A 12,793-nucleotide genomic window follows, 5' to 3' on the forward strand; every position below is an offset into this window, starting at 1 on the left:
AATGCACAGGAGGTGCGATGAAGATCTATCGTCCGTTATGGAGCGAGGGGGCTTTTCTGGCTCCCCAACAGTTTCAGCAACAGACACGTTGGGATGCTTACGTTGCTGACGTTGTTGCTCACATGTCACTTTCATCACCGTGGGGCGTCATCAGCGCGGAGTTTGATGAAAGTGCGCTAACGGTTTCCCGTTTGAATCCCGTTAATCTGGTTGTGCGCTTTCCTGACGGTACGTTAGTGGATACAGGTATTTCAGATAACCTGCCTCCAGCGTGTGATTTATCGCATCTTACTGGCTACAACAGCGTTGATATCGTGCTGGCATTGCCGCTGCTTTCAGCTAATGGCGGCAATCTTTCATCAGGCAACGGTGTCAGCCGTCCGTGTCGCTGGCAGCAGGAATGGCTGCCAGTTCAGGATCTCTCCGGTCAGGAACGGACTGATATGGCAGTGCTGCGGCATGCTATCACCCTCCGGTATGCCCATGACGATAACAGCGCTTACCTGACTTGTCCGGTAGCTTGCCTCATTCGTAATGCTCAGGGGCAATGGGAGCTGGGACGTGATTTTTTACCCCCATCGCTTTCACTCTCAGCCAGCCCTTTATTAATCAATTCGCTCAGTGATTTGGTGCATCGTATCCAGGCTCGTTGTCGCCGCCTGATGTCCTTGCGCCGAGAAAGTAACGAACGAATGGCGGATTTTGCAGTAGCAGATGTTTCGTTGTTTTGGCTGCTGAATGCGCTTAATAGTTCGGAACCTGTTCTGAAAGAAATGCTGCAAAACCCAGGCCGTCATCCCGAACTTTTGTGGCGTGAGCTGGCGCGGTTAGCGGGCAGCCTGCTGACCTTCTCGTTAGAAAATGATGTCAGCGTTGTACCTCCATATCAGCATGCAAATCCGCAGCAGGTATTCCCGCCGCTGTTTGCTCTGCTGGTGGAACTGCTGGAAGCCAGCCTGCCGTCTCGTGTTGTCGCTATTGAACTGACGCAGGAGCGACAGTTCTGGTATGGCGCTCTGTCGGATGCCCGACTGCGTGAAGGTGCTGATTTTTACCTGTCCGTTCGCTCGGGTCTCCCCGCACATGTCCTCCTGGCGCAATTTCCACAGCTCTGTAAAGCAGGGAGCCGGGCGGATGTGTCAGATGTCGTCAATGTGGCACTCAGCGGTATTCCATTAAAACCGCTGACACATGTACCCGCAGCCATCCCGTTACGACTGGAAAATCAATACTTTGCTCTTGAAATTAATCATCCAGTAGCCCAGGCCATGTTGGACGCCGGTAATTGTGCTTTCTATGTGCCGGGAACGCTGGGAGAGATTCAACTTGAGCTGTTTGCAGTATTAAGGGATTGAAATAAATGAATAAGGAAATTGATCAGGTTTTCTGGCCAACATGGCTTGCTGTAAGCCAGCTACGTGACGGGGCAGAAGTCGACGACGGAGCTGTTCTTTATCGTCGGGCCAGCCAATGGGTTGAATCTGCACGTGAGGCATTGCGTGATATGGGGTACAGCGAACACAGCGTTGAACATATGCTCTACACGCAATGTGCGTTACTGGATGAAAGCGTGTTGAACCGCAACCGGCAGGATAGCGGTTATATCACCTGGCTTGCGACACCCTTACAGGCCCGTTATTTCAATACCACCAACGCAGGGGAAGAGTTCTGGGAACGCATCCGGTCTGTGCTGCGTGAGCCCGTTCCTGATACCGCCGTAATAACCTGCTTTTATCGCGCAATCACGCTCGGTTTTGTTGGGCGCTATCGTGAGCAAGGTGACGAACGTCGTGAAGATGTTCTTGAGGCGCTGGCGGCTCAGGCGAAGCCTTTTAAGTTAACGCACGATGCGCCCGTAATCATGCAGGCGTCCGGTTTCTCTGGCAGTAAGCGTCGCTGGTGGCAGGCATGGATTGTCGGCGCGGTGGCGTTGGGGGCTTTATGGTTAACATTTTCTCATGTCTTACAAGGGCTGGTTGCTCAGCTTATTGGGCAGGGCTAAAACATGGCTCAGTTGCGAGGGATCGTTAACTATGTGCTGACAGCTGTCCTGGCTTTGTTGCTGGTTTGGGGATTCAGTCCGTTAAGTACGGGTGTCCGGGGCGGCCTGACCGTCTTTATTTTATTGTTTTCCATTCCAGGGATCGTTTACGGCTGGCGTCAATATGGCCAGTTGAGATCAGCGCATTCCGAGCATGAAGTTCCGCTCCCTCCGGAGAGTTTCAGTGGGCCAGTTGTGCTCGTGTGTGGCGATAATGCCCCCTTGTTTGCCGGACGCAGCGGTTCTTGCGAGAGCTCGCAGGGCTGGTATTTATCTGTCCAGTCCCCTGAGCATTACATTGCTCTGGTTCGTCAGATAGCTGCTCAGCGTCCTGGGCTTCTTATGCGCGTCTCCGTAATGCTGGCATTAACTCCGGAACGGCATACTGATGAAGATGCGCTTAAGCACATACTGCTCAGTTGGCGGCGAGTGGTGACCCAGAGTCGGCGTTGGTTATCAGGTGTACCGCCGTTTTGGTTGTGTTGTTGGCTGAATTCTCCTCAATGTAATGAGGCTGTACGCTGGTTTATTCGAACCCCTCAGGATGCAGAAGTGCAGTCGGCTACGGGATTAGACGACTTTGCTCCTTTCTCTTCGCAAGAGAGCCCAGCCCGCCATTTTCATCTTACACATGCAGTGTGGTTAGATAATTTACTGGGCTGGCTGAAGAAGGTACAAGGCGATACTGAACACCATGCTCTGCCTGTTTTCTTTGCATTACGGGTTGTGTGTTTCACCTCATCAGCGGTCTGCGAAAATAACCTCTGGCAACGGCATATCATTGCTCAAACAACGCTTTCCCCTGCGGCGTCAGTAGCGCCCGCACTGCTGCCTTTTCCAGATTTAGCATTGCCATTCTTATCCCGCCGTCGGGCGTTGACAGCATTTCAACGGACGGTGGGCGTAAGTGGTCTGCTATGCGGCATTTTCATCGGAATGGCGATGGCATGCAGCTTTATCAATAACCAACATCTCATCAGGATCACAAACGATCACCTGATGCTATACCGCCAACTTAGCGGTAATCCCGCCGAGCCAAAGATCTTGGCCCAGGATCAACTTCGTCGTGATGCGCAACTTCTTGAGCGCTGGTATCAGCGTGGCGAACCACTTTCTCTTTCAATGGGATTGTATCAAGGAATGAGATTGATCCCCCCTTTGCAGGTTGCCATAAGTGACTGGGGGTCACCCGAAAAACCGAAAGTGACTGCCCCGCAAACTGTACGTCTCGACAGTATGTCGCTGTTTGATACGGGTAAGTGGGCGCTAAAAGCGGGTTCAACAAAAGTACTCATTGGGGCTTTGGTCAATATCAAAGCCAAACCCGGGTGGCTGATAGTCATCGCCGGACATACCGATGATGTGGGTGACGATAAATCTAATCAGCTGCTCTCTCTCAAACGCGCGGAATCTGTTCGTGACTGGATGCGAGATACCGGTGATGTCGCGGAGAGCTGTTTTGCCGTTCAGGGATACGGCGAATTACGCCCCTACAAAAACAACGATACGCCGGAGGGTCGGGCTGCCAACCGCCGTGTAGAGATCAGTCTGGTACCGCAGGCTGATGCCTGTCGGCTGCCGGGCATGAAGGAACCGTCACCGCAAGGTGGTGACGCATTAGCGAAGTAAAAATGGAGAAAGAGTTATGGCAATTCCAGTCTACCTTTGGCTGAAAGATGATGGCGGCGCGGATATTAAAGGTTCTGTTGACGTAAAAGACCGTGTAGGCAGTATCGAAGTGGTGGCACAGGAACATAACCTGTACATCCCTACCGATAACAATACAGGTAAGTTGACCGGTACGCGCATCCATACCCCGTTCCTTTTCACTAAGGAAATCGATGCCTCCAGTCCATATCTGTACAAGGCTGTAACCACCGGTCAGACCCTGCGCCAGGCAGAGTTCAAATGGTATCGCATCAATGACGCGGGTCAGGAAGTGGAATACTTCAACACCACGTTACACAACGTGAAAGTGGTGAAAGTAAACCCTGTGATGTACGACATCAAAGATCCCGCAAAAGAGAAGCATAACCACCTGGAACAAATTGAACTGCGCTACGAGAAGATCGTCTGGACGTATAAGGATGGCAACATTATCCATTCTGACGCCTGGAACGAGCGTACCACCGCGTAATGCGCTAACGGATGAGGATTTCCTCATCCGTTTTTTTATGCCCTCTGCTGAGCTTCCGGGGCGGGGGTTAAGCAGAGAGTATCAACATCACTATTACCTTATGGGCATTGGATTACGGCTACGGGCGGTAGCGTGCCTGAATACAGGGAGTCAGGAAGCAAATGGAACACCATTCAGCAGTGCTATTACGACGTCTCAACCCCTATTGTGCTCAGGCGCTTGAAGCAGCGGCATCGTTATGTCAGACGCGCGCGCATGCAGAAATCACTCCAGAACACTGGTTGCTGAAGCTGTTGGAGCAGGGGGAGGGCGATATTACTGTCATTGCTCGTCGTTATGAATGGGATATCGATAATCTCTGGCAATCGCTGCTGAAGCATCTGGATGTTCAGCCGCGTTCCGTGAAAAGCCGCCCGCAGTTGTCTGATGCGCTCCTTTCTTTAATGCAACAAGCGTGGCTGTGTGCCGCAACGGATGAAAATTCGCAGATACGTGGTGTGCATCTACTGATGGCGCTGGTGGGAAAGCCTTCGCTGCTGAAGTGTGACGGTCTGTGGCCGCTTCTGAGTACCGGACATACTCAACTGGAACGCCTCCTGCCGCTATTAAATTCCCAGTCGGATGAACGTCCGGAAAGGCAGCAAGAAGCCTCTCTGGTGCAGGTTTCCCCTGATGATGAACCGCGTCCGGCTGAGTCGACGTTGTCGCCAGCATTACAAGGCGTGCTCGATAAATTTACGCTGGATGTGACCGCGAAAGCGCGTGCCGGCGATATCGACCCGGTATTTGGTCGCGATAATGAAATCCGGCAAATGGTGGATGTGTTGTCCCGTCGGCGAAAAAATAATCCCATTCTGGTCGGGGAACCCGGTGTCGGCAAAACAGCTCTGGTGGAAGGTCTGGCGCTGCGTATTGCTGAAGGTAACGTGCCGGATAGCCTGAAATCAGTAACATTACGCACGCTGGATCTTGGGCTGTTACAAGCAGGTGCCGGGGTGAAAGGTGAGTTTGAGCAGCGGTTGAAAAATATCATTGATGCCGTTCAACAATCGCCAACGCCTGTTCTGCTCTTTATCGATGAAGCACACACCATCATTGGGGCCGGTAATCAGGCGGGAGGCGCTGATGCAGCCAATCTGCTAAAACCCGCTCTGGCCAGAGGTGAATTACGAACTATCGCGGCGACCACATGGAGTGAATATAAACAGTATTTTGAGCGTGATGCTGCGCTGGAGCGGCGTTTTCAGATGGTTAAAGTGGATGAGCCGGATGATGACACTGCCTGCTTAATGCTGCGTGGTCTGAAATCACGCTATGCAGAACACCATGGCGTTCACATCACCGACGAAGCGGTTAAAACTGCTGTTACGCTCTCTCGCCGCTATCTTACCGGGCGACAATTACCCGACAAAGCCGTCGATCTGCTGGACACCGCAGGTGCAAGAGTGCGGATGAGCCTTGATACCGTTCCGGAACCACTGACGCGTTTGAAGTCGGAGATCACCGCGCTTGAAATGGAAAAGCAGGCATTGCTTGCAGACCTCACGGTAGGAAATGGTCAGCATGGTGAAAGGCTGGCCACCATTGAACAGCGTGAAAATCTTCTGCTTGTCGAACTGGATGAACGAGAAACTCAGTATGGTCAGGAATTAGCGCTCATAGAGCAACTGCTGGCCAGTCGCCGTGATATTTCTCGTCAGGCGGAAACGGTTGAATTGCAGCAGCAGCTAAGTATGCTTCAGCAGGGCCATCCTTTGCTGTTTCCGGATGTAGACGCGCGCACCGTGGCTACGGTGATCGCCGACTGGACCGGTATACCATTGTCTTCATTAATGAAGGACTCCCAGGCAGACTTACTGACGCTTGAAACCCAGATGGGAAACCGGGTTGTCGGCCAGGATTACGCGCTGAATGCGATCGCACAGCGGTTGCGGGCATCAAAAACAGGACTGACGCCGGAAAACGGCCCACAGGGTGTGTTCCTGCTTACTGGACCAAGTGGAACCGGAAAAACGGAGACGGCGTTGGCCCTGGCTGACATTCTGTTTGGTGGTGAAAAATCGCTGATCACGATTAATCTGTCTGAATATCAGGAGCCGCACACTGTGAGCCAGCTAAAAGGCTCACCTCCGGGATATGTGGGTTATGGTCAGGGAGGGATCCTGACCGAGGCGGTGCGAAAACGCCCCTATAGCGTGGTACTGTTGGATGAAGTAGAAAAAGCGCATCGCGACGTCATGAATCTGTTTTACCAGGTATTTGACCGTGGTTTCATGCGTGACGGCGAAGGCCGTGAAATTGATTTTCGCAATACTGTTATTTTGATGACCTCCAATCTTGGCGGCGACGCAGTGATGCAACTGCTGGAAGAACAACCGGAAACCACAGAGTCTGAGTTGCACGAACTGCTGCGACCACTTTTGCGCGATCACTTCCAGCCAGCGCTACTGGCCCGCTTCCAGACGATTATCTACCATCCGCTCTGTGAATCTGCGTTACGTACGATTGTACAAATGAAACTGGATCAGGTTAGCCAGCGATTACTGCGTCACTACGGCATCACCACGACGATATCCGAGAGCCTTTTTGATGCCCTGACCGCCGCTTGCCTGCTACCGGATACGGGGGCGAGGAATATCGATAGTCTGCTCAATCAACAAATCTTACCTGTGCTTAGTCAGCAGTTGTTAACGTATCTTTCCCGGCAGCAAAAACCACACTCTCTGATCCTTAGCTGGGATGAGTTCAAGGGCATCATAATGGAGTTTGAGAGTGCCAAATAATATTAAGGAAGGTGGTCTCAGAAGACTTACCTCTGGAGAGGTTGAACTGGCAAAGTCTGTATTTGGTTCCACTCTCCAGTATCATAAAGTGTGGATCCACAGGGACAGTTATTTGCCTTTTAATTTACAGGATTCGAATACGGCGATGACGCCTGACGGTGAGATTTACTTTCGCAATCAGTACCGGGATGATTTTTCTCAGACATTATCCCATTATCAACACTTATTTATCCATGAAATGAGTCATGTCTGGCAACGAGAAAAAGGCATGAATGTTATCTGTAGAGGCCTGGTGAGTTGGCTAGTCAGTTATCGATATAAACTGGATGGGCGACTTCTAAGTGAGTACCCTATGGAGCAGCAGGCTCAAATTATTGCGGATAGTTTTATTCTACAAAAGAGTGGATATAGAACGTGGCTGGATATGCGCTTCAATCATAATATAACTTTAGATGGGGATATTCATGAAAGTGTAATCCGAGAATCTTATAGGAATACTCTTCGAGGATTCCCCTGGTGATGAAAAGTAGATTGTTTTTTTGTTTCAGTCTGTTGAGTTACAGTCTGGTATTTCTCACCGGATGTCCAGGATATGGGGATGTGTTACTTCTGGATAAGGAAGCTGTGGTTAGCATGGTTGGGGAAAATGTCTGTTTCTGGGTTTATGATTCTGCGAAACATAAACCCAGTATCATTACTATCACACAACGAGGATCTGAATTCGGAAGGGAAAAATTCACTATAGATCCACCATTGATATTGATTGACGATAAATGGTGCATTACTCCAAATTTTTATATTTTCCCAGATAAGGGGCAGTTTATCGTTTCCTATAGCCTACCAAATGATAGTTTAGATGGCCGACCGCAGCGCGTTGTTAGTGGTGTGGAAGTCTCTAATGGGAATGTCCACAATTTTCATCTTACCGATATGGAGATCATAAGACCATATTCTGAGATGGATAGGTAAAACACATCAAGTATGTATAAATCATAATGACTTCACTATGGGTTATTAAAGAGAATGAGTCCATATGGTCTTATATGGAGCTTGCTATAAAGATGTCATTAAATAAGCACAGTGAGGACTTCTTTGGTAAAAAGAGCTAAGAGGTTAATTAATGCAACTTTTCTGAGTTACAGTCTGGTATTTCTCACCGGGTGTACAGGATATGGTGACAGATCGTTTACTGATGAAGAAACAGTGGTTAGCATGATTGGAAAAATATCTGCTTCTGGGTGAAGGACTCGGAAGAATACAAACCAGATATCATTACGATTACTCGTAGAGGTGCTGGTTTTGGTAATGAAAAATTCATGCCAAACCCACCGCTCATTCTTCTTGATAATAAATGGTGCATAACACCCGATTTTTATACTTTTCCAGATGGTGGCCAGTTTATAGTTACGTATACGTTAGGGAGGGGTTATTCAAATGATAGGCCACGAAGTGTTGTTAGTGGAGTGGATGTCTCTAACGATTGTATTTATAACATCCATCTTACCGATCTGGAAATAGCGAGGCCTTATTCTGCGATGGATAAATTATTTTTTAATGGAAAATAAAGTGTGTTAAACGGAGTCAATCTTATGGATAAGTCACAGCAAACAATGGCAACTACGCTTAATCGATATTTTCTATCTATTCCTTCTTGTTCTTCTGTGTTGGATGTTGAGGATTTCAATGGTTCAGAAGGACTGAGCCGAAATTATTACTATGATATTTTGTTTACCAGTGCGGATAAAGATATTCAAGCCAATCAATTTTTGCGTCAGGTGGCAACATTGACGATGAATGGTGGCAAGCTGGGATTCATGACGACGCAAAAAATAGTCCATGGTGTGATAACTGATTTTCAACGGTTATCTGGCTCTGCCGATGAAGCAAGATATCATATTACGTTAACGCCTTATCTCTCCCTGCTGGATAAACAGTTCCGTACGCACCGCTTTTTTATTAATAAATCGGTCCCGGAAGTGGTGGGTGAAATCCTGCAGGAGCACGCCCTGCATGGCTGGGAGTATGAATTCACGCTGACGCAGACTTATCCGAAGCGTGAACAGATAAATCAGTATCAGGAGAGCGACCTGGCGTTTATTGAGCGTCTGCTGGCGGAAGTGGGGATATTTTACTTCTTCACGCTGCAGCCGGACACGCGGACGGAAGTGGTGCATTTTGCAGACCAGCAGAGCGCCTATGAGTTTGATAAACGGCTGGCGCTGAACAGCCCGTCAGGAATGAGCGACAGCGGGGCGGACTCCGTCTGGGGACTGAACATTCTGCACCAGGTGGCACCGGCGGGAGTGACCACAAAAGACTATAACCACCGCGAAGCGCAGAAGGTGCTGCAGTCGGCGAGGGCGGATATCACCGGCGGCGAAGGCGAGGAAATACGCTATGGCGAGGTGTATCACTACAAACCGCGGCATCTTGAAACCGGGGAGGCATTTTCTCCTGCGCCGGAAACAGGGAACTTCTGGGCGCGACTGGACCATGAGCGGTTTCTTGCAGAGCAGACGCTGATAACGGGTTTCAGCACGGATGTGGGGTTGCGTCCGGGACAGGTGCTGACGATAACGGACAGCAGTGTGCCGTCGACGCTGCCGGACGTGCTGCAGCAGCCGGTGGTGGTGGTCCGGGCGGGGTTCAGCGGCAGCAGGAAGGATGCGCTGAAAGTGTCGCTGGCGGCGGTCCCGTACAGTGAGACGCAGTGCTGGCGTCCGGCACTGAAGGCAAGGCCGAAGGTCAGCGGCACGCTGACAGCACGGGTCAGTAGCCCGAAGAGCGGGGATATCTACGCGCATCAGACGGCGGAGGGGCTGTACCGGGTGAAGTTTGATGCAGACCAGGACAGCAAACAGCAGGGTTACGAGAGCATGCTGCTGCGCCTTGCCAAACCCTACGGCGGCGACACTTACGGTATTCACTTCCCGCTGATACAGGGCACAGAAGTGGCGGTGGCGTTCCATGAAGGGGACCCGGACCGGCCCTATATCGCCCATGCGCTGCATGACTCCCGGCATCCGGACCACGTGACACAGGCAAACCATACCCGCAACGTCATCCGCACGCCCGCGAACAACAAGCTGCGCATGGAAGACAAACGGGGTGAGGAGCACGTCAAACTCAGTACCGAGTATGGCGGGAAAACGCAGCTTAACCTGGGGCATAACGTTGATGCGGGGCGTGCGCTGCGGGGAGAGGGCTTTGAACTGCGTACAGACCAGTGGGGAGCTATTCGGGCTGGGAAGGGGATCTTTATCAGTGCCGATCGTCAGGAACTGGCTGGAGGTTTGCAGTTAGATATGCATGAAGCAGTAGCTAACTTACAAGCTGCGCTTCAGGATGCGAAAGGTATTCGCTCTGCGGCAGAAAAAGCGAAAGCAGAACTGGCTGATATAGAGAGGCAAAAAGCGTTGTTAATGGAGTCTATGACAGACCTCAAGAAACAGGCTTTACTTTTCTCTGCCCCTGCTGGTATAGCGCAGGTAACGCCCGCCAGTATCCAACTCTCATCGGGTGATAATGTCATTGTGACCTCTGGAGCGGACACCGATGTCAGTGTCGCTAAAAAATTCCGCCTTGGTGTGAAAGAAACAATAAGCCTTTTCGCCCAGTGGATGGGGATTAAGATTTTCGCCAGCAAAGGAAAAGTGGAAATTCAGGCGCAGGGAGATGCAATGGATCTGCTGGCAAAAAAAACGCTAAGTATAGCCAGCAAGGATGAGCAGGTGATCATTACCGCAGCGACAGAGTTAGTGCTCAGTTGTGGTGGAGCATATATCAGGCTTAAAGATGGTGAAATAGAAGTAGGGGCACCTGGTAACGTTCGCGTAAAGAGTATTGGAATTCAAAAAATGGCGCCTGCAATATTGAACGCCAGCATAGAGCTACCGGACCCTTGCGCCACTGCCATTGATGCTGCGGGTGGTACACAAAGCCCTACAGTCACGCTGGGTTGATGGAGGGCCAATAATGAAGGAATCTTTAATAACTTATGATTACTCCTTACAGGCAATGCAAAATCAGGGGGATTATATTGGTGAGGAAATATTTAATCGTTTTAGAACTCTAAATAGAAATTGCATATTAATGATTGATGCTGCAATTATAAGGTTGAGGAATCAAGATTCATCATTCTACAACCAAATAATAGATAGAGGGGTTGTGAGGGTGCCAGTTGCTAATCGTTATCTAACCTCAGAATTTGAGCCATGTTTGGTATCACTGGATTTATCTTTACCTGAGGATTGTAAAATACTACATGAAAGTATTATGCAAGCCCTGAAAGAGATCGAACCTAATGAGATACTGCTGGGTAAGGGTAGGATGATTTGTGGTTGGCTTACTTGTGCAGAAGATATTATAAATCTCGCTGCCTACCTGGGAAAAGTCGCTATCCAACAGCGTGATGGTAAAGATGTTTTGCTTCGGTATTATGACCCTGCAATTATGATCTCTCTTTTATCTATTCTGGATGATTGGCAACAACAACGTTTGCTAGGACCAGTTGAAGTGTGGAGTTTTATTGATGGCGATGGGCAGTTTATTAATAAAATAAATCAGACTGACAATCAACCTCGGCTTTCATATACGCTCTCGCTGAGTGCTGATAATTGGCATGATATGAATTTTATAGGTATAAAAAATAGGATTATCTGTAATTATCGCTTGGCGCATTTGAGCAGTAAACGTTTCACGGAATCAGCAGTGTTTAAACTATTGCAGCAGTCACTTAAAAGAGCCGGGTTGTGCGCTTTTTCTGATGAAGAAGATCTTATTAAGTGGGGAGAGTGTTCAATTAATATTGCTCCAGAGTTTTATAACCATAGTTTTATTAAAAAATTGCTTGAAATAAGCAGCCTAAGTGAGAAGAGAAATTTTACTCAAATCATCTCCCATGTCACAGAACAGCAATGGAATGAAATTCGCGCAGATCATTAATTAAGCGATTTACAGTTCGAATATGCAGGAGAACAGGGATGAAAAATCATAAATGTGACTGTATGTCACAGGGACCGGCATTACTACCTGTCCGTTATGCAGTGGTCCCTGAATATATTAAAAGGTCGTTGCCGGCGTGGGCAAAACCAGGAGCGTCGTCTTATCCGGCAGAAAGTGAAAATTATCACTATGCGCTGCGTGCGATGCGCAGGGGCTATATCTATATCTACTATCCATACCTGACGGACTGGGAAGCATGGTCGGTGTGTGATGACGGCAGTTTATGGAAGCAACTGTCGGCGAAAAATGTTCTGGAGAAATCAGAGCCTGACTGTAGGCAGGGAACCTACAGTAATGGCGGAAAGGATTTTCTGACGCTGCCATATGAAGTGCTGGAGAATGATATCTGGATAGCATTCACACAGTGTCGCTGGACGGAAAAGACGCTGGAACGTTACGCAAGCGATGGCGGGCAACGGCAGAGCAGAATGCAGCGTCTGAGTGCATTAAACTGGACGTCACCGCAGACTTCAGAGCAAACGACAGAAGCCACGACAGGCAATCTTGCAGGGGTTCTGGATTACATCGCGCCGCAGGGAAGCCAGCTGAGTCCGGCAATGCTGTTACCGTATGGCACCCAGACTAAAATCCGCGTCAGCCAGTGTGTGGGTGAACGCTATGCAATAGTCAAAGAGCCGGGGCCGCAGGAGACATTGTATCCGTGGAAGAGCGGAGTGGCCGGAAACACAATCCGGCAGATGAAGGAACGGGGAGTGAAGCCAGACGGTTCCCCTGTCACGCCGTTGCTGATGGCGCTGCATGATGCAACAGGGATAACGCATGAGCTGACGGGATGGACGAATGATGTCCTGGCGATGGCGAAGATAT

The 12,793-nt window shown here is 49.6% G+C and carries 11 protein-coding genes; all 11 read left to right on the forward strand.

Going from position 1 to position 12,793, the window contains the following annotated elements:
* Positions 1 to 17: 17 nt before the first annotated feature.
* Positions 18 to 1,355 carry a type VI secretion system baseplate subunit TssK gene (gene tssK / locus OGX89_RS02620; RefSeq protein WP_003828337.1) on the forward strand — a complete coding sequence of 446 codons (1,338 nt, stop codon included), beginning with the start codon at positions 18 to 20 and terminating at the stop codon, positions 1,353 to 1,355.
* Between the two features lie 5 nt (positions 1,356 to 1,360).
* The gene (tssL, locus tag OGX89_RS02625) at positions 1,361 to 2,002 is read left to right on the forward strand and encodes a type VI secretion system protein TssL, short form (protein WP_003828335.1); all 642 of its coding nucleotides are present in this window, start codon (positions 1,361 to 1,363) and stop codon (positions 2,000 to 2,002) included.
* A gap of 3 nt (positions 2,003 to 2,005) precedes the next feature.
* On the forward strand, positions 2,006 to 3,670 hold the full coding sequence (locus OGX89_RS02630) for an OmpA family protein (protein ID WP_003828333.1): 1,665 nt from the start codon (positions 2,006 to 2,008) through the stop codon (positions 3,668 to 3,670).
* Between the two features lie 16 nt (positions 3,671 to 3,686).
* Positions 3,687 to 4,178: a type VI secretion system tube protein TssD gene (gene tssD, locus OGX89_RS02635; protein ID WP_003024437.1), complete on the forward strand. Its 492-nt coding sequence runs from the start codon at positions 3,687 to 3,689 to the stop codon at positions 4,176 to 4,178.
* Between the two features lie 161 nt (positions 4,179 to 4,339).
* Positions 4,340 to 6,961, forward strand: coding sequence for a type VI secretion system ATPase TssH (gene tssH, locus OGX89_RS02640; protein ID WP_126957685.1), 2,622 nt, complete (start codon positions 4,340 to 4,342; stop codon positions 6,959 to 6,961).
* Positions 6,951 to 7,481: a hypothetical protein gene (locus tag OGX89_RS02645; protein ID WP_003828330.1), complete on the forward strand. Its 531-nt coding sequence runs from the start codon at positions 6,951 to 6,953 to the stop codon at positions 7,479 to 7,481. Before tssH ends, OGX89_RS02645 begins: the two co-directional genes overlap by 11 nt.
* Positions 7,481 to 7,930, forward strand: coding sequence for a putative T6SS immunity periplasmic lipoprotein (locus tag OGX89_RS02650; protein ID WP_003828329.1), 450 nt, complete (start codon positions 7,481 to 7,483; stop codon positions 7,928 to 7,930). Before OGX89_RS02645 ends, OGX89_RS02650 begins: the two co-directional genes overlap by 1 nt.
* 257 nt (positions 7,931 to 8,187) lie before the next feature.
* A complete protein-coding gene (locus OGX89_RS23745) occupies positions 8,188 to 8,526 on the forward strand; it encodes a putative T6SS immunity periplasmic lipoprotein (RefSeq protein ID WP_072025537.1) in 339 nt (112 codons plus the stop codon).
* Positions 8,527 to 8,550: 24 nt separating this feature from the next.
* Positions 8,551 to 10,923, forward strand: a complete 2,373-nt coding sequence (locus OGX89_RS02655; protein ID WP_126957691.1) for a type VI secretion system Vgr family protein — start codon at positions 8,551 to 8,553, stop codon at positions 10,921 to 10,923.
* 13 nt (positions 10,924 to 10,936) lie between these two features.
* Positions 10,937 to 11,905: a DUF4123 domain-containing protein gene (locus OGX89_RS02660; protein ID WP_079940122.1), complete on the forward strand. Its 969-nt coding sequence runs from the start codon at positions 10,937 to 10,939 to the stop codon at positions 11,903 to 11,905.
* 38 nt (positions 11,906 to 11,943) lie between these two features.
* On the forward strand, positions 11,944 to 12,793 hold an 850-nt coding region (locus OGX89_RS02665; RefSeq protein WP_286559864.1), incomplete at its 3' end, for a T6SS effector BTH_I2691 family protein.

Source organism: Citrobacter sp. Cpo103, assembly GCF_030332605.1.
In the GTDB taxonomy this organism is placed as follows: domain Bacteria; phylum Pseudomonadota; class Gammaproteobacteria; order Enterobacterales; family Enterobacteriaceae; genus Citrobacter; species Citrobacter portucalensis.

Excerpts from the sequence above, each read along its gene's own strand:
- OGX89_RS02655 (WP_126957691.1), top strand. The coding sequence starts at position 8,551 with ATGGATAAGTCACAGCAAACAATGGCAACTACGCTTAATCGATATTTT.
- tssL (WP_003828335.1), top strand. The coding sequence starts at position 1,361 with ATGAATAAGGAAATTGATCAGGTTTTCTGGCCAACATGGCTTGCTGTA.
- OGX89_RS02660 (WP_079940122.1), top strand. The coding sequence starts at position 10,937 with ATGAAGGAATCTTTAATAACTTATGATTACTCCTTACAGGCAATGCAA.
- OGX89_RS02650 (WP_003828329.1), top strand. The coding sequence starts at position 7,481 with ATGAAAAGTAGATTGTTTTTTTGTTTCAGTCTGTTGAGTTACAGTCTG.
- tssH (WP_126957685.1), top strand. The coding sequence starts at position 4,340 with ATGGAACACCATTCAGCAGTGCTATTACGACGTCTCAACCCCTATTGT.
- tssD (WP_003024437.1), top strand. The coding sequence starts at position 3,687 with ATGGCAATTCCAGTCTACCTTTGGCTGAAAGATGATGGCGGCGCGGAT.
- OGX89_RS02630 (WP_003828333.1), top strand. The coding sequence starts at position 2,006 with ATGGCTCAGTTGCGAGGGATCGTTAACTATGTGCTGACAGCTGTCCTG.
- tssK (WP_003828337.1), top strand. The coding sequence starts at position 18 with ATGAAGATCTATCGTCCGTTATGGAGCGAGGGGGCTTTTCTGGCTCCC.